Consider the following 18,417-nt stretch of genomic DNA (forward strand, 5'->3'; position numbering starts at 1 on the left):
CGGACTTGAAGCCGTCAGACCGAGCTTGTTTCAGAAACTTATAGAATGATTTTTACACCAACTCTTCCGGAGTTAAAACTAGATTCGAAAATGAAATGATAAATATTAAACTCTGGAAGAGTTAACTTCTATATAAGCAAATACCCCTAAAAATAACTCTCTTCAAACCGTTCGAAGTGGCAGGTATATCCGTTGGGATGTTTAACTAAATAATCCTGATGTTCAGGTTCAGCTGGCCAGAATGTGGTGTAGGGCTCTAAAGTAGTAACTACTTCACTATCCCATCTGTTAGATACATTTACGACCTGAATAACTTCTTCAGCTATTTCTTTTTCCTCTTCATTTTGAAAAAAGATGGCAGAGCGATAACTGCTACCACGATCATTCCCTTGTTGATCGACCGTAGTTGGGTTGTGCATTCTGTAAAAGTAATCCAGTAACTCTTTAAAAGAAGTCTCGCTTGGATCGTAAGTAATTTCTATGCCTTCTGCATGACCGGGGTGATTTCTGTAAGTGGGGTTTTCATTTTGTCCGCCGATGTAACCAACTTCAGTATCTTTAACTCCCGGACGAACTCTGAATAAATCTTCCATTCCCCAAAAACAGCCGCCGGCTATATAGGCTTTCTTCAAATTTTCCATCTCAGTTTTTTCAATTAGTCTAATGTGATTTGTATTGCTTCAGGTTTAATTAACAGATATGATAGCAGAAAAGTTGCTTTGGATAAAGTTTAATCATGGTCATCCTTGTAGATGTTAGGTAATTCGATGAGAGTTTATGAACAGTAAAACATATAGGGTCATCCTGAACTTGTTTCAGGATCTTTGTAAGGAATAGGTCTTGAAACAGTCTTAATAGTCATGAACAAAGGCTATGTGTACTTTCTTACTTAGTATCGAAGAACTACGATTTATATCGGAGTTACCAATAACATTCATTCACGAGTATGGAACATAAATTAGGAGAAGGTTTTTTCTAGTTCAAGCGTCACACTTGGACGAATTTTTTGTAAGAAATGCACAAGCGAGACGCTTGCGTTAGCTGGAACCGAGCTAAATTTTATGTAAATTAAAATTGAACAATGTAGTTTTGATCACAAATATTTCTAAGAACAGAAAAATTTGTGGATTCAGGAATCCTCTTTTGTTACCTGATCGATACCTTGATTAATAACGTCTTGTATCATTTCGCTATTAAAATTGTGAGAAATGATTCTAAAACTCGGATTATTTTGATTTTTTAGAACAGTAATGGTTTCTGTACCAGCTCCATTATCATATGTAGTTTTATATGTATAAGCGATAAATGTACCGGATTTATCAGGGTTGGTATTTGATCTCTTATTGATATTCCAAGATGTTTTTTCGTAAGAAAGAAGTGTACCGTTTGCTTTTTCAACCAGGGTTTTAATTCTGGCCCATTCTTTTTTATCTACTTTTTCTAAAAAAGACTCAGCATAAAATCTTTCAGATCCTGAATGTTTGTTCTCTATCCTGTCTTTAAAGAAATTATCCATAACGACATCTGATTCATTTAAAGACTCAGAAAACCCGCAACCGGAAATGATTACTCCTAAAAAAAAACATGAAATAAATAAATGCTTGGGATTCAGATTTCTTTTTTGACAATATCATTGCTGAAGTTTTTTAATTTTGCTATAAAGTAATATATAAATGATTATTTAAATCACTACTAAAAATTAGTTATTTCAGTCAGTTGTATTGAAATTTTAAACTCAAACCACCGAAATCCTGACTTTCTTAGTCTTTAGCTTTTTATTGTCGATGAGTTTGAGAACCTGTTCCACTTTATCAGCTTTAACAGCTGCAAATGCCGATTCCTGCTTTAGTTCAATATCACCTAATTCGCCTTTTTTGAGTTTTCCTTCTTTAAAGAAAAAACCGGCGATATCTCCTTTGGAAATTTTGTCTCTACGTCCACCCGAGATATAAAGCGTTTTCCATTCTGTCTTTGTTGGCGGATTTGAAACCGATAATTCTTCAACTCCATCCGGTTGAATAAAGTCAGGAAGATCTTCATCACTCCATTTTAAAACATATGCAACGCCATCACTATGCATTCTGGCCGTTCTACCATTTCTGTGAGTGAATTCTTCAGCTTTAAGCGGGAGATGGTAATGAACGATGAAGTCCATTTCAGGAACATCAATTCCCCGAGCGGCCAGATCTGTAGCGATCAATAAACGATGTGTTCCATTTCTGAATTTGATCAATGCATTTTCACGATCATTTTGCTCAAGTCCGCCATAAAAACAACCATGCGGAATTTTATGGTGATTTAAGAAATCGCTTACTCTTTGAATGGAATCCTTAAAATTACAAAAAACAAGACCTCGTTTATCGCCAAGCTGATTCAGCAATGCAACCAGAGTATCCAATTTATCTTTTTCGGGAGAGATTACCGTTTTTATAACAAGATCAGGTTTATCTATATCAAGAAAATTGACAATCTCTTCATCTTTCAACCCTACAAAATCCGGGATCTCAATGCCTTTGGTTGCAGAGGTAAGGATATTCTTTTTCACGTTTGGTAAGGCATCAATGATCTCAGTCATATCAGCTTCAAAACCGATCTCTAACGACTTATCGAACTCATCCAGTACCAATGACTTGATATCTGTTACTTCAAAAGTCTCACGCCGTAAATGATCTGCGATTCTTCCGGGAGTTCCGATCAAAATAGCAGGAGGCGTTTCCAGTTCGGATCTGTCTTTGGAAAAAGATTGGCCACCATAAAATGCGTTGATCTTAAAACCGGTTCCCATTTCACGAGCGACTTGTTCGATCTGAATAGCAAGTTCTCTGGAAGGAACCAGGATCAGGGCTTGAATCTGCTCACATTCCGGATCCAGTTCTTCGACGATCGGCAATAAGAAAGCGAGTGTTTTTCCTGTTCCCGTGGGGGAGAGCAGAACTACATTAGCATTTGTATGAATAGCGAACTTAGCTGTCTTCTGCATTTCATTGAGCTCTTTAATGCTCAGTTTATCCAGAATAGCGCGTTGATTTTTTATAGAAGATGACATGTCTGTAAACTACGGCTTTTAAGGACGGGAAATGAGAGTAAAACTGAGATTCTGCTTTAAGAGATTACTTTATAAGAAGCGTGCCATCAGTTTTTATATTTTTTGGCTTAGTTCTTCAAGCATCAATAGACCCTGATCATATGTATCAATTTGTTTTCTAATCTGATAGAGCCGAGCAAAAATGTAAGCCTCCATCGTTTTATCGGATAAAAAATATTCAAGATCAAAAGAAATCGGAGGTCTTTGGTCATCTTTATAGAGCGGAACAAACATATCATTTGTATTACCTTTTCCCCAAATTTGACTATAATTTTCAAATACAAAAGTCTCATACTGATGTATAAACCTATTAGATATCTCTTCTCTTTCTTGAATTGCCTCTGTAGATAGATAATATTTAGATATAGAGTTCTGAATATCTGAATTAAGTGCATCTAAACTACCGGAAGAAATTAATAGATCAATACCATTGGTTCGGGGTTTAAAATTGAACTCCAAAAGTAATTGTGCAATATTACCGGCAATTGAATCATTAGGTTCGGTTTTTAATTGAATAATGTCCGACATGTTCAAGGCCATACGTTCTCTGTCATAGGCATTATGTAAGAGATCTTTAAGTTGTTCTTTATCATCTTCAAGATTTTGCTTAAGAATTTCTAAATGATACTGCGCAGTTTGTGTTTGATTGTTTTTCTCATTCCAGTTATTAACTTGAAGTGCCAGCAATATCCCGATCATAACTAAAGCAATTTCTCCAATCGCATACAGGAGGTAAGTACGAAGTTTATTCTGTTCCATGAGTTTTTTTCGTATTTGGCGGAAGAATCTAAGCATAGGTTTTGAACCGCGGATTAATGGGATTGAAGGATGTCACGAATCCATGGCTTGTCACTTCGAGCGAAAGGGAGAAGTCTAAAAATCCTTGAACTATCATCAAAATCTTTAGATGTCTCGCAGTAGCTCGACATGACAAAAAATAGAAAATCCGTGATAATCCAAACATCCGGTTAATCCCTGGTTCAGACAGTTTTTGGCGAAAGAAGCGGAGCATTAGTTTAAATTATTCAGAAGTTCCAAAAGATCTTCTGATTCTGATTTTAGTTCTTCTGTGATTTCTATTGCTACCTCATTCACCGTTTTCATCATATTCAGGAAAGTGTAAAACTTTCTACGTGCCTGCACCCAGTTTACATTATTCCATATATCACTTTCAACATCGGCGTTTATTTCAATTTTAAATTCGTGAAAGTAAAATGGAACCTCACTGATAAAATCTTCGCTTAAATTATATTTCAGCTGAAGATTGTCAGTTATCATAACCTGATAAACTTTTTGAAGAGAATTCAGATCCAATAATCTAAATTGGATGATCTCATCTAACAGGTCAACTCTGCCGGTATTTTGAAGAGTCAGAAATGTATTGTTGTTCAGATTAGCAGTCTCAAAAGTCTGAATAATATCAAGATTAGCTTTGATGAGGTCATTAAAATCCGAATTGGTTAAAGAAGGCTCAGATAGTATTTCTTCCAGACTGTCAATTTGAGATAACTGAAAAGACAGATCTTCTATTTGATACTCAAAATTTTCAATATCCAATATTAGATCTTCTTTTAAAGCAGTTAAGTAGGATTCTGCAAGATCAGCTTTTTTTCTTTCCTCATTCCAGTTATTCACCTGAAGAGCGAGTAAGATCCCGATCATTACCAAAGCAATTTCACCTAAAGCATAAAGGAGGTATTTTCGAACGTTATTCTGTTCCATAAGTTTTTGTCGTATTTGTCTAAAAAATCTCAGCATAGGAGTCGTGGGTTAAACTGATTTCAGGGATGGAGCGGAGTTATGGCTTGTCACTTCGAGCGGTAGCGAGAAGTCTAAAGATCTCGAACCCCCAAGCATCATTTTTAGATATCTCACATTTGTTCGATATGACAAACGATTAAAAACCTGTGTTAATCCTGAAATCAGTTTAATCAGCGGTTCAAATAGTATTTTGAGGAAGAAGCGTAGCATTAATTATCCTTCTCCAAAGATTTGTTAATTTCACTAACAATTAGTTCGGAAAGTTTAAACTGTTCTCTTAATGGCTCAAATCCTCCACGAATAGCTGACATAAAAAAACCTAGTTCTCCCATCAATTCTTCATTGTTGGTTAACTTATTCAATATTTCACCGGCTTTTTCTTCGGTAATAACCGGATCACATTTGTGTAATACTTGTATGTCACCGACAGTCTCATGGCATTCATCCCACATGTAATCCAAAATAGAGAAAGGTATCTGCATTCGGGCCATTTTACGGTATGGAGGGTTTATACCAATAGTACTCTGGTATCTGGATGTTCCTCCTCCGTAGTAATATCCCAGCCGGTCTCTTAAGACTGAATTATTAAGTAATGACAACTCACCGGCACTTTTTAATTCTTCGTAGGTTGCACTTTCGATAATAATGGGCCAGATTTGACTGGCATGGAAGGCGTCTACCAGTAATTCCCAATTTGTGTATTTAAGATCATTTATACCATCTGAAAAGTCTAATACTTTTATCCCACTCTCGAGAACCAGATCATAAAATTCAATATTTGATTTATAAAACTCTATATCTGTATTTAAATCTCTTAGCAAAAGATTCAGATATACTTGCTCTCTGTTTTTCTTCAATCTCTCTTCATTCCAGTTATTAACCTGAAGGGCCAATAAAATACCGATCATTACTAGAGCAATTTCCCCAATAGCATATAATAGATATTTGCTGAACTTGCTTTCAGAAAGGAGAGCCTGTCGTACCCGTCGAAAAAACTTAAACATATCCCAAACCCCCATTGTTATTAACAGAGGAAATTGGTTAAAACAGAGGTTATTTCAAAATTCTAAAAATTACCCAGTGGGGGTTTACTCGTGTTTACTTTTCAGTTCATCCAAACGTTTTTTGTTCTTCCGCTTTTGGAGGTAGGGAATGAAGAACATATAGATTCCGGTGATCCAAAGAATAGTTACAATTATGCCGGAAGGGAGGAAGATCCAAAGTTTGGCTGAATCATGAAACCAGGAACCATCGTGTAAGGTTTCAATAATTCCGGAACGGCGAAATTCTACTTGGAGCACATTACCTGTTTTGGTGTCTATCTGAATTTCCCAGTTGTTTACCCCGCGTACTTTTACTACTCCTTTATCCGGGCGAACATCCAGGCGATCTATATCTGACCATTTTGTAATACCTGCTTTATCAATAGTTGAAGATATTGCAAGAATTTCATCAAAAGTAATTTCAAGATCTGTAGAAACACCTTCCTGAGTTGGAGGCTGAATCCAGGCAAACTCCTTTTTTACCTGAAGGAAAAGTCCTGTAATTAATACGATCAAAAAAGGGAGAGCTATAATAATAGCTCCCCATCTGTGAATTTTGCGGTTATCCCGCCGTGCGTGCCAACTCATTAATTATATTTTGGCTTTATCAGTTTAAAAGAAATAACGTAATCCCATCGAACTGCTGAGAAAGAATGCGGAACTTGTCTCAACATTCACTGTTGGAGCAATATCCATATAAAGTTCAACAGGCTGGTCTTGCAACGAATATTCCATTCCCAAAGGTATCCTGAAACCAATTCCGGTATCAGAATTTTCTGAAAAGAGGAAGTTTACACCTACACCGTAATAGGGCCTCAATACTCCTGATTCAACATTAAAGGAATCACTATTTCCACTCAGTATAAGATTGGCTTGTAGATTTATAATGTTATTAAACTCATTAAAATTAAATCCTAAAACACCGGTTATCGCAGCAGTTTCTGAAATAGTTGCCTTGGCAGTAATTCCTGTAGGTGAAAACAGCTGAGCTCCAACTGCAATCCCTTCATTTTGTGCTTTTAGCGAAGTAGTTGCGATTACTAAGGTTGCTAATGTGAGTAAAGCTTTAATTTTCATAGCTAAGTTGTTTTAAATTAATATTTAACTCCGGGTTGAGTGATTTCGAAGCTTTCTTTGGCTTTTGCTTTATCAACCATACTCTCTACGTCTTTTAATAACTGCTTGGCATCGTATACAATTCCATCTTTTATAGTGTAAACAACTCCACCATGGCGTTTAACATTGTTCTCATTGTCAACCAAAATAGCACCTGTTCCATACAACACTTTAAGATTTGCCATGGGGTTTGCATCAACAATTAACATATCTGCAAGTTTACCTACCTCAATTGTCCCGAGTTCGTCATCCATTCCCAACACTTCAGCTGCTTTAAGAGAAGCTGATTGGAAAATTTCTAAAGGATGGAAACCAGCTTCTCTCATCATTTCCATTTCCTGAATATAACCGAAACCATATAGTTTGTAGATATATCCGGCATCAGAACCCAAAGTTACTCTTCCACCTCGGTTTTTATACTCGTTCACAAACTTCATCCATAAACGGAAGTTGTTTTTCCATTCTACTTCCTGCTCAGTTCCCCAATCTAACCAGTACGAACCGTGTGAAATTCTGCTGGGTTCATAAAATCTCCAAAGAGAAGGTAGTGTATATTTTTCATGCCATTCAGCTCGACGTTGAGCCATCAGATCCCGGCTGGCTTCATAAATAGTCATGGTAGGATTAAGGGTAAAATCCAGTTCTAACAACTCATTCATAACCTCATTCCACTTTTCAGAATATGGCTCCGCTGCTTGTTTCCAGAGTTTTCCTGCTTCTTCAAAGCGGTGTTGCTCATTATTATAATTGTAATTCAATGGGTAATCCTGAATGATACGATCTTCAAAAAGAGCTTCGGGCAAACCGTACCAGTGCGTCATGCTGGTTAAACCTAACCGAGCTGAGGTGAGTACATTATTATAAACCACTCTGGTTTGGGCGTGGTGGGTCATTGTTTCAAGACCAAGTTTATTGGCTTCATCAATAGCAGCTGCATACACTTTCGGGGATGCACCGAAAAATTTAATTCCATCAGCTCCTGCTTTGTGGATCATTTGAACCCAATCGCGAGCCTGCTTTTCATTGATGATTTGTTCTGAGGCTCCTTGCCCAAACGAAATATATGCTGAAATTCTTGGAGCCGTAATTTCATTCTTTTTGCTTTTGGCTTTATGACGGAGTGTCCAGTCCATTCCATTTCCGGAACCCGGTTCGCGGATGGTTGTGATTCCGTGCGCCATCCAAAGTTTATATACATATTCCGGAGTAGTTCCCTGAGCCCCACCTCCGGTATGTGCGTGCATATCAATGAAACCCGGAAGTAAATACATACCCGTTGCGTCTATTACTTTATCATTAGCCTCAGCTTTTGGTCTTCTGTTTTCATTGATCGGAAGTCCCGGGTAACCAACGGTTCTGATACTGGCAATTCGATTTCCTTCAATTACGATATCAACAGGTCCGGTAGCAGGGGAGCCGGTACCGTCGATCATATTAACTCCTCTGATGATCAAGCGATCAAAAGGACCTTCTCCATCTGCTCGGTCAGGAGCGTCGCTCATTTGTGCAAACAAAGGAGAGGTTAAAAGTACAAGTAGGATCAGCTGAAATATTTTTTTCATTTCGAAAAAGTTAGTTATTGAAACTTAGATCTGATTTGAAGCAGAAATCGATTACAAATCTAAGTAAAAGGTATGTTAGTGATAGTAAAAGTTAGTTACAGAAGTAAAGCGCCTTCATGTTTAAGCAACCATTCTTTTCGCTCCATTCCCCCTGCATAACCAACCAGCTTGTTATCAGAACCAATAACACGATGGCATGGAATTACTACTGCGATAGGATTTTTTCCATTTGCTGAACCAACTGCTTGCGAAAAATTCTTATCGCCAAGGTGAGAGGCTATTTTCCCGTACGAAGTAGTTGTTCCGTGAGGTATATTATTTAACTGCGACCAGACTTTTTGCTCAAAATCGGTTCCTTCCGGCAGCAGATTAAGATCAAACCGATCTCTTTTATTTCCAAAGTATTCTTTAAGCTGTGTTTTTGCCGATTCGGTATGAATGTCAGGATCTTCGGGACCGTCAAAATCCATAAACTTAATTCCTGTAATTCCACTTCCGTTAGAAAGTATTCTGAGATAACCGATTGGAGTTTCCAGATAGCTTACAAAGGTCATTGTTTAATTATTAAAAATGTTGACAGTTCCTGAGCGATCAAAATTATAAGGGGTAGTTTTAAAAAATGGAAGCGTTGATCCTACATCCGAGTTGCCGGAAATCGTATATTCCAGAGGCTGATCTCCTGTTATAACATTATAAGCACTTCTACCCAATTGGATAAAGTTTAATGAAACAGGAACCGAAATAGTACCTGATTCTTTTTCTTCGATCTTGATGGGATCTAAAGATTTTCCTGAGATCGAATCAAGTCCATTTAAAGATATTGTATAGTCAGTGTCGCTTAACGAAATTCCAAAAGCATTGGGGTTATCAATGTTGAGGATCAATTCAAGATCAGCTTTAGTAAAAGATAAATTCTTAACAGATAATCTGGAAACGGATACTTTTGGAGTTTTAATAACCGGAATTACTCCGGATTTTTCCAAAGGTATTTCTGTGAATCCCAGAATAGGTAAGTCAACTCCTATCACAGATTTTAATGCGTAGCTTGTTTCATCTTGTTTTCGGATATCTGAAAAGGTTTTGAATAGTTCATCATAAGTAAAGCGTACCGGAATTTGCACAATGCTTTTATTGTTGGATAAAATTTCTGTGCTTAAAGCTTGGTCTCCACTTACAAAAGTTCTATCGGAGATCAGGAAATCATAATTATATGATGTAAGATTTACAGCAACCGCATTAGGGTTATCAACTTCTATATCAAAAGTAAGCTCAAGATCACTTAATGAAGCATCAGAAATCCTGACATCATTTACTGAAAGATCAGGTTTTTGTATGGACGCCAAATCTTTTAGTGCAGAGCAGTTGATATTGAATGTGGCGTATAGTGTAATTAAAAGGAGGTATTTAAAGAATTTCATGTGCTCAAATTACAGCGATTTAATAAGGAAAAAAATTTTCAAAATAAATTGTAACAAAGTGTGACTGAGTTTCTCTTGTACTCGCTTAAGGGGAACAGATAATGCGATGAAGACGCAAATCTATTTTTCAAACCCTTTTTTGAAACCTAAAACAAAGCCTCAATCTTGAAAAATTGAGGCTTTTTTTTGTTTAAAAATAGATCCTGTACAGAATTGTAATGTTTCTTCCGGGTTGCGGTCTCAGATCTTTAATTCTGGAAAGATGGTTATAGTATTCCTTGTACAGAAGATTGTTCACATTTAACGAAAGAGTGTGAAGAAGCTTCTTAGTGTTGAATCTGTATTGCGCAAATAAGTCTGTTAAAAAATAGGAGTCTGTAGGATTTTCAAATTCACCGGTTCGGTCCTGTTTTGCTGCATATTTGAATCGGGTACCAATTTCAAATCCATCTTTTGAATACTTAACAGAAGCTTTTGCTTTGAATGGAGGTATTTGCGGTAACGGTCTTGTTCCTTTATTACTCCCATTTTCATCAGTAGTGTCTTGTTGGCCAATTGTATAGCTAACAGAAAAATCTGTTACTAATGTTTCTGATAATTGAACTTCAGCGGAGGTCTCAAATCCATAGAGTTCTGCTGAAGTTCCAATGAATTGGTAGTTCAATAAATCAGCACGTTGAATATTTGCCTGTCCCGTATTCCGTGCATATAAATAGTTATCAAATCCATTATGAAAAACAGCAGCATTTGCATTTACTATACGGTTCTGATAGCCAACAAATATTTCTTTAGCCCAAGCGCGCTCGGGGTCAAGATCAGGGTTCCCTATTTCAAATGAGTAGGAAGCTAAATGAGGTCCCTCGGAGTATAATTCTTCCAAAGAAGGAGCCCTGAAAGATCTCAGAATAGTAGATCCTACAGAAAATCCTTTTCCCAAGTCATAAATAGCTGAAACAGATCCTGAAAGAGCTGAAAAGTCACGGTCCTTATAAAAAGTAGAATCGATGGAACCGTTACGGGCACCAATCCCATAAAATAATCCCCTTTCCTCGGTTGTAGCCAATGAGTAGTCAAAACGGGCTCCGGCTTCCAGATGAAGTGGTCCTAGATCCGATTCTTCAATTATGTATGCGCCAATTTTAAAATTATTTGAAGGCGGTGTGCCTGCTCCATCAACTACATAATCTTCAATTTCTGAGGAGAAACCGAAAGAGCCGTTATTTAATAATCCGAATTTATTATGCTTCGCTCTGATATTAATATTGGTTGTAAGCAGATCAAACTCTGTTCCGATAACAGGATTGCCATTACTGCTTTTCCCTTCGATTTCTTTGTGATTATAGTCTTTAAATGATGCATCAATTTCAATTACTTTAAAAAAGCCGTTTTTGATAAGTATTTCTGAACGGGCATCGTATTGATATTTTCTTAATTCAATATCTACTCCATCAGGATGGCCATTTGGGTCAGGTGGTATTCCATAATTACTAAAATAAATACTTGTTGAGGCTCCTGCATATCCCCAGGGACGAATCCAACTAACCCCAATGGCATCGTTGGTAGTTTCATAAAAAGTATTTCTGATCTCACCTCTGGGCGTGTCAGTATTCAATCCATATCTACCATTGATATCAGCTTGAATGGCGAAAGATTTAACCGGGAATGAAATATTAATTGCTGACGATAAACCTGAATTAACCGTTTGTCCATTTAAGGATAGAGTACCGGTAAGCTGAGAAGGAAGTGTAGTTTGAACTTGATTCTTGACTACATTAATAACACCACCAATTGCGTTAGAACCATAAGCTAATGCTGCAGGTCCACGGGCAATTTCAATTTCGGTAGCAGAAACCGGATCTATAGTAACGGAATGATCAGAAGACTGAGCAGATACGTCTCCGGAACTGATTCCATCTTGTAAGATCATGACTCTTTCATCACCTAAGCCCCGAATAACAGGCCTTCCGGGGGCAGCTCCATTCGACCTCTGGTCAAAACCCGGTAAACTGGTAAGCGTTTCAGATAAAGTAGAACCTAAATTTCGTCTTAAATCAGAACCAAATATCTTTTTTGAAGCATGCTCTAATCCGGAACCGGTTAAGTCTTCAGCCTCTCCAACAACTTCAATAGCTTCAGAGCTAAGTACCGATACATTTAGTTTTATATCGAGTTCAAGATTATTATTACTTATCTCAATTTTTTGAGATTGAGTTCTGTATCCAATTCTGTGAGCTGTTAAAGTATAGGTTCCGGAAGGAATGTTCTTTATCTCAAACTCACCATCAATTGTTGAAACAGCAGTTCTGTTTAGTTCTTCCAGGTGAATGTATGCGAAAGGAATAGACTCATTTGTCTCTTTATCATAAATATTTCCTGATATTGAATAAGATGAACTCTGTCCCATAGATGATCCGGAGATCATCATTAGGAACAAAGCTGTTAATATCGAAAAGTATTTCATCTAGTTAGAAGAAGTAGTTACCGAGATTGGAAGATCTACAGTAACGAATTCCGCGGCACCTTGATGATTCATTGTAAGTTTGAAAGTAGATGAACCTTCCGCAGTTCCAGTTACATCAAAACTGAAAGGTGCAGAATCTGAGTTAATATTCCCAAAAACTGCAATGTTACCGGCTCCTGAAAATGTAATTGAATGTTCATCAGGCTCCGGCGTAAACTCATCCAGGTCTTCATCCAGGAAAACTACTGTAAACGAATTTGTACTTCCATTGGCAACAGATAAACTACCTGTAGTAGTACTATTTGATGGATGTGCAATATATTCCAGCACACCTTGACCATTTGATTTGATTCTAATTCCGACGGGCTCTTGCTCGTGATCATCTGATCCGGTTGAGTTACTGCAAGCTGCGAACAGGCCTGTTATTAATAGTAGGTATAAAGCGGTTTTAGCCGCATGAGTAAATGAATTTTTCATGGCTTAAATAAAATTTGATTATAAAATGTAATTAAGAATGCCTTAAAGGCAGTGAATGGGTCTTAAGCCGTGAAAGGAGGGGAGCGTCCGGATTTTGAAGCGATGAAATTGTCAATCTCTTCTTCTGAATTATACAGAATGATTTGATCTTCAGAAGATAGAAGTACTTCAAAAGTAAAAGGGGTAGAAAAATCATCGTCCGTAACAAGTGTGGAAATAGGACAAAAATCTTCGGTTTGAACAAGATGAGCTTCTTCAGCATGATCTAAACATTCCAATCCCTCACTGTGGTAATGTACCAACGAGGTAAACAGACCCAGTACAGCAAAAAATGCGACAGGTATGAAATAAAAAGATCGTTTTTTGATCATAAAGCAGATGTTCAATACTGAGTTATAATTTACAGTTTCGTGAAGTATAATTCTATGTGAATGGTATCTTTATTGTACATTATTACAACTTGATACATAACTAACACGGTTCAATATGGCAGAGTTTCTTGAAATGGCTAAAGATTGGTTTCTTGGTCTTGGTGAGCAATATGGAGTTAATCCTTTGATATTCGGTTCTATATACGTTGGTGCGATCCCTTTTTTCACTCTTTCTTTGGGCTGGCTGGTTAAGAACTACCGTAAAGGAAAGAATATTGCAATTCCTGCTCTTAGTACCACATTCTTTTTTATATCCGCTTATTTATACCTGATAGTTGCAGGAAAGAATGTTCCTTGGTGGGTGTATGGCGTTGTGGTACTTCTTGTAGCCGGAGGTGCTTATTCTACAGTCAAAAAGATAAGAAGCAGAGTTAGTGACAGTGAAAGCGAAGGAACAGGAAGCTTTGAATTTGACAGCGTAGTAATTGGAGGAGGAGCAGCAGGACTGACTGCATCCGGTATTTGTGCAAACTTTGGAGCAAAAACCATGATGATCGAAAAGCACAAGTTGGGTGGAGATTGTACATGGACAGGTTGTGTGCCTAGTAAAGTCCTTTTGAAGGCAGGTAAAGTAGCTCAGCAAGTCAGAGATGCGGGTAAATACGGATTGATTGATGGTGAACCAAAAATCGATTTCAAAAAAGTAATTAAACATGTAGATGATATTCGGAAGGAAGTATACGAAGATGCAGACCGTCCGGAAATTTTTGAAGATATGGGAATTGTCGTTGTTGAGGGTGAAGCAAGCTTTTTAAATGCCCATACAATAGAAATTAAATTACCTGATGGAGAAAAAAGAAAAGTGACCTCCAGATTTTTCTTTATCGCTGCAGGAGGAAGTGCTTTTGTTCCGCCGATCGAAGGAATTGACACTGTTGATTATTTAACTAATGACAGTTTGTTTGAGGTCGAAGATCTGCCCGAAGAGTTACTCATTATTGGTGGTGGACCGATCGGAACGGAAATGAGTCAGGCATTTACAAATCTCGGGAGTAAAGTGACTGTTATAGATATGGCAGAGGAAATAATGATGAATGATGATCCCGAACTGACGGATATTTTGTTTGAGGAACTAAAAAGACAAGGAGTAAACTACGAATTGGGAGCTTCTGTTAAATCTGTATCTCAGAATAATGGGAAAGTTTCTGTACATATAGAAGTTGACGGAAAAGAGAAAACAGTTGCCGGAGACAAATTGTTAATGGCTACCGGTCGTAAACCAAATCTGGCAGGATTAGGCCTGGACGAGGCGGGCGTTGAGTATACTAAAAAAGGAATTACCATTAATAATTCATGCCGAACCAATAAGAAAAATATTTACGCCATTGGTGATATAGCAAGTAAATATCAGTTCACTCACATGAGTGAACACATGGCGAAAATAGCTACTTCCAGGGCAATGCTTAAAATCCCAATGAAAATGGATCTGAAACATATAACATGGGCTACTTTTACATCACCTGAAATTGCACACGTTGGGGCTACAGAGAAAGAGCTAAATGAAAAAGGAGAGAAGTTTGAAGTGTATCGTTTTCCATATTCGAAGATAGACAGAGCTATAACAGAAGGCGAAAGTGTAGGCATGATCAAGATCTTTGCCAAGAAGTTTTCCGGAAAAATCTTAGGTGCATCGGTAGTTGGAGCTCATGCAGGTGAATTTATTTCAGAATATGCTGTTGCAATGAAAAATGGGGTTTCACTCAGAAATATAGCTGACACCATTCATCCTTACCCAAGCTGGGGACTGGGAGCCAGGCGTGCTGCCGATCAGTGGTACATCAGAAACCAAAGCGCCGGAACCGTAAAGTGGATCAAGCGCATATTTGGCTATAAAGGAGAAATTCCGGATTACAGTGACCCTGACAGAGTAGTTTAGAGAAGCTCACCTTAATTAAATGATGTTGAGTTAGATTGTGAAACTACTTGGCTATCTCCGATTATAATGTGATGTTCGCCATGATAACCAATATCCATGCCCTCTAACTCAAGTTTTTCTTCAATTCTTCCACCACTAGTGATCAATGAACTTATCTTCCAGGTTACATAGGTTGCTATGCCTGAATAGGCAATAGTGATAAGAACAGCCTTGGCTTGAACTAAAAATTGACCGGGATTTCCATATAGTAAACCGGCGCCATTATTAATTTCGGGATTAGCAAATATTCCTGTAGCCAAAGCCCCGAAAATTCCAACCAATCCATGAATACCAAATGCATCTAAGGTATCATCATGGTTCATCAATGATTTTAGGTGAACAACGCCCCAATACCCTACTATTCCGGATAATAAACCAATAGCCAGAGCGCCTGTCACATCTACATATCCAGAAGCTGGTGTAATACCAACCAATCCGGATATTGCACCCGAAGCCATACCAATCAAAGTGGGTTTTTTTACAATAAACCATTCAATAGTTAACCAGATCAAAGCTCCGGCACAAGCAGCAATATTTGTTACCAAAAGGGCATTTGCAGCAATACCATCGGCCGCTAATTGACTTCCGCCATTAAATCCAAACCAACCGAACCAAAGCAGAGCCGATCCCAGGATCATAAACTTGATCGAAGAAGGTTTTCGAACTTCTTCAAGGCTGTGTTCTTTTCTTTTTCCAACCAGATATGACAATACTAATCCAGCAACTCCGGCATTTACATGAATTACTGTGCCACCAGCGAAATCCATTTCTCCTGATTCGCTCAAAAATCCTCCACCCCAAACCCAGTGTGCAATAGGGGCATAAACAATGATAACCCAAAGAATTGAAAATATCCCCCAAGTCGAAAATCGAACCCTTTCAATAATAGATCCACTTACGATTGCAACAGCGATGGCTGCAAAAGTTCCTTGGAACACCACAAAAAGTATGGTTGGAATAGATCCACTTATATCACTAACGGTGATTCCCTGAAGGAGGAAATTATCAAAACCTCCTATAAATGCATTTCCCTCAGAAAAAGCCAAGGAATAACCAATAATTACCCAAACAAGTGTGCCGGTACAAAAAGCCATATAGCTCATGCCTATTGTGTTGAGAACATGCTTGTTCTGTGTAAGTCCTCCGTAAAATAAAGCCAACCCGGCAGGGGTCATGAGCATGACTAAAGCCGTAGCCATCAGTACCCAGGCTGTATCACCGGCATTGATGGTTGGTAACTCACCCTGAGCAAATAATGAATTGGAAGAAATAAAAATAAGAATCGTAGTTGCGTAAAGGCGCTTCATATCTGAGAATTAATTCAGTTATATATTTTAATTACTGAATTATAATTAATCATAAACCTAAAATCATTATGAATAATTCACATTTTTCTAAATAAAGTTAGGCTTTAATGTGAAAGCGCTTTTCTAATTTATTCTCAAAGTATTTAAGTCGTTAATTTTCGAATAAAACCAATGAGCTGGTAAAAAAGGGATAAGTTTTTTCAAAAAAATAGGATCGCTCTCATGCAAATTTGAGAGTGGAGGGCTGGTAATCTGATGGGTTTATTCCAAGATACGTACACCTTCAAGGTCGGTAGTATTTGGCTTTAGGGGTGTGCTAGGTGATTTTGGTTTTTCGATAATAACATGAGATGTGTTACTTATGCGATATTCATGATCGCTTAAAGTAATGGATAAAGTAAGTTCCTTTTTTGATCCAAAACTGAAGCACCCAACTGTTTTGGTTCTTCCGTTTACTCTTGTTTTTCCATCTTTGATTGGCATTAACCAAAAACCTGTTTTACCTGAAGGGCCGAATTCCCAATCAATTTTTATTTTCGAGCCTCTGTCAAGGCCAAATGGAGCATAGAATCCCGAACCAAATTTGATCATATACTCACCTTTTCTACAGCCTGATTGTCCAATGCTGTAAGTGATTTTACGAACATCTACTTTGCAAGCTACCTCTTTAGAATTTTCAAAACAGATAGTGTCAGAGGTTTCGAAATCTTCAAAAGCATTGAACTCACCATAAAAGGAATCATCATTGAATAATGGAGCATTTTTATTCTGATTATATATGAGTGATTGAAAAGACTTAAAGAATATTTCAAAATCAGATTTTTTGTGGGTTGAAAAACCGAGTTGCTCATAAACATAGTCAGTCAGCAGGTTTCCATTTTTATATAAATGATCTTGTACAATTTGAACTGCTTCAGGTCTGCTGATATTTGTTGGAAAATTCAACTCTAATAAAGACTGCTCGAGAGTATTATTAGCTTCGTAATTTTTTGAATGGAGACCTAATAAAGTGAATGTTTTTAACAATACATCTCTGGAAGTTTTTAATACTCTGGTTTTTGAAGCTAATTGGTCTGATTGAACATCTAGGCCGAATGCTCCATTAGAGATTGGAAATGAGATGCTGTTTGCAATTGTTTTTTGGTAGTCTGAATCCAAAGAATTCCCGACTAGTAATTTTTTGTTAGTATTTTCACCTTTAACCAAATCTTTGAATTCAACATTAAACGGAAGTTTTGTTTCTCCGGAAAATGAAATTAATTCTGACCCGGAAATAGCATAATTGAATTCTGGAAAGTTATAGTCCTTTTTCGCTGAGAAAGTATCTGCAAGATCAACAGAGATTTTATTCAGTAACTCAAAAAAGCTAGCGTCTTCACTAAAAGAAAGATTATTGTCGGACAAGTATTCCAATCGTTCTGTTAAAGAAGAAAATTCTTCAAGGTTTTTGGCCTCTGATATTGCCAATAATCCATCAGCACTAATAAAAGGGAGTACAACAGCAGTTAGAAGAGCAGTTGCGGTTTCTTCATGTCCGAAAATATAGGAGCCATTATCAGTGAGGAATGAAGCAAATAATGGTTGGTTTTTATTGTTTACTGCAAAGACAAGATCTGTATAGGGGTTTTGGGAGAGAGTTACTTTTTGTTCGCTATAAGGAGTAAAATGAGAGATGGAAGAAAAGCCTGATATTGATTGCAAGGCATCTGCAGAAATGTCTTTTGACAGTATTACCGAAAATTGGATAGCTGTTGTAACATCAGGATTATCATTGGAACCTGTTAGAGCTTGGCAACCCAAAATAGTACCTATCAGTAAACACGGGAGCAGATTTCTCATGA

General features: G+C 37.5%; 17 protein-coding genes. 1 reads left to right on the plus strand and 16 read right to left on the minus strand.

From position 1 onward, the window contains the following. Positions 1 to 146: 146 nt before the first annotated feature. The 14 genes from msrA to A8B79_RS00430 all read right to left on the minus strand — a co-directional run bounded on the left by msrA (position 147) and on the right by A8B79_RS00430 (position 13,294). A complete protein-coding gene (gene msrA / locus A8B79_RS00365) occupies positions 147 to 641 on the minus strand; it encodes a peptide-methionine (S)-S-oxide reductase MsrA (protein ID WP_066216479.1) in 495 nt (164 codons plus the stop codon). Positions 642 to 1,129: 488 nt separating this feature from the next. Beyond that, the gene (locus A8B79_RS00370) at positions 1,130 to 1,516 is read right to left on the minus strand and encodes a DUF4019 domain-containing protein (protein ID WP_066216481.1); all 387 of its coding nucleotides are present in this window, start codon (positions 1,514 to 1,516) and stop codon (positions 1,130 to 1,132) included. A gap of 219 nt (positions 1,517 to 1,735) precedes the next feature. Further along, on the minus strand, positions 1,736 to 3,046 hold the full coding sequence (locus A8B79_RS00375) for a DEAD/DEAH box helicase (protein WP_066216484.1): 1,311 nt from the start codon (positions 3,044 to 3,046) through the stop codon (positions 1,736 to 1,738). Between the two features lie 93 nt (positions 3,047 to 3,139). Next, positions 3,140 to 3,844, minus strand: a complete 705-nt coding sequence (locus tag A8B79_RS00380; RefSeq protein ID WP_066216486.1) for a DUF6090 family protein — start codon at positions 3,842 to 3,844, stop codon at positions 3,140 to 3,142. A gap of 252 nt (positions 3,845 to 4,096) precedes the next feature. Next, positions 4,097 to 4,807: a hypothetical protein gene (locus A8B79_RS00385; RefSeq protein WP_066216491.1), complete on the minus strand. Its 711-nt coding sequence runs from the start codon at positions 4,805 to 4,807 to the stop codon at positions 4,097 to 4,099. A gap of 248 nt (positions 4,808 to 5,055) precedes the next feature. Continuing rightward, positions 5,056 to 5,850: a DUF6090 family protein gene (locus tag A8B79_RS00390; protein ID WP_153038304.1), complete on the minus strand. Its 795-nt coding sequence runs from the start codon at positions 5,848 to 5,850 to the stop codon at positions 5,056 to 5,058. A gap of 84 nt (positions 5,851 to 5,934) precedes the next feature. Beyond that, positions 5,935 to 6,477: a PepSY domain-containing protein gene (locus tag A8B79_RS00395; protein ID WP_066216496.1), complete on the minus strand. Its 543-nt coding sequence runs from the start codon at positions 6,475 to 6,477 to the stop codon at positions 5,935 to 5,937. A gap of 24 nt (positions 6,478 to 6,501) precedes the next feature. Then, positions 6,502 to 6,966, minus strand: a complete 465-nt coding sequence (locus A8B79_RS00400) for a BAPKO_0422 family outer member beta-barrel protein (protein WP_066216499.1) — start codon at positions 6,964 to 6,966, stop codon at positions 6,502 to 6,504. Between the two features lie 17 nt (positions 6,967 to 6,983). After that, on the minus strand, positions 6,984 to 8,567 hold the full coding sequence (locus tag A8B79_RS00405; protein ID WP_066216508.1) for an amidohydrolase family protein: 1,584 nt from the start codon (positions 8,565 to 8,567) through the stop codon (positions 6,984 to 6,986). A gap of 95 nt (positions 8,568 to 8,662) precedes the next feature. After that, positions 8,663 to 9,121: a methylated-DNA--[protein]-cysteine S-methyltransferase gene (locus tag A8B79_RS00410; protein ID WP_066216511.1), complete on the minus strand. Its 459-nt coding sequence runs from the start codon at positions 9,119 to 9,121 to the stop codon at positions 8,663 to 8,665. A gap of 3 nt (positions 9,122 to 9,124) precedes the next feature. Continuing rightward, positions 9,125 to 9,985: an LEA type 2 family protein gene (locus tag A8B79_RS00415; RefSeq protein WP_066216513.1), complete on the minus strand. Its 861-nt coding sequence runs from the start codon at positions 9,983 to 9,985 to the stop codon at positions 9,125 to 9,127. A 190-nt stretch (positions 9,986 to 10,175) separates the two neighbouring features. Continuing rightward, positions 10,176 to 12,446, minus strand: coding sequence for a TonB-dependent receptor (locus A8B79_RS00420; protein WP_066216515.1), 2,271 nt, complete (start codon positions 12,444 to 12,446; stop codon positions 10,176 to 10,178). Beyond that, positions 12,447 to 12,923, minus strand: a complete 477-nt coding sequence (locus tag A8B79_RS00425) for a hypothetical protein (RefSeq protein ID WP_066216518.1) — start codon at positions 12,921 to 12,923, stop codon at positions 12,447 to 12,449. 62 nt (positions 12,924 to 12,985) lie between these two features. Then, positions 12,986 to 13,294: a hypothetical protein gene (locus A8B79_RS00430; protein WP_066216520.1), complete on the minus strand. Its 309-nt coding sequence runs from the start codon at positions 13,292 to 13,294 to the stop codon at positions 12,986 to 12,988. Positions 13,295 to 13,409: 115 nt separating this feature from the next. Here A8B79_RS00430 and A8B79_RS00435 point away from each other — a divergent pair, with 115 nt between their 5' ends. Further along, positions 13,410 to 15,230, plus strand: a complete 1,821-nt coding sequence (locus tag A8B79_RS00435) for a dihydrolipoyl dehydrogenase family protein (protein WP_235603510.1) — start codon at positions 13,410 to 13,412, stop codon at positions 15,228 to 15,230. Positions 15,231 to 15,241: 11 nt separating this feature from the next. Here the strand turns inward: A8B79_RS00435 and A8B79_RS00440 are convergent, their stop codons facing one another. Both A8B79_RS00440 and A8B79_RS00445 read right to left on the minus strand, forming a co-directional pair. Beyond that, positions 15,242 to 16,576 (minus strand): ammonium transporter, encoded by a 1,335-nt coding sequence (locus A8B79_RS00440; protein ID WP_066216523.1) that lies wholly within the window; start codon positions 16,574 to 16,576, stop codon positions 15,242 to 15,244. 261 nt (positions 16,577 to 16,837) lie between these two features. Further along, positions 16,838 to 18,415: a hypothetical protein gene (locus A8B79_RS00445; protein WP_066216526.1), complete on the minus strand. Its 1,578-nt coding sequence runs from the start codon at positions 18,413 to 18,415 to the stop codon at positions 16,838 to 16,840. Between the last annotated feature and the right edge of the window lie 2 nt (positions 18,416 to 18,417).

This window comes from Balneola sp. EhC07 (genome assembly GCF_001650905.1).
GTDB lineage: Bacteria > Bacteroidota > Rhodothermia > Balneolales > Balneolaceae > Balneola.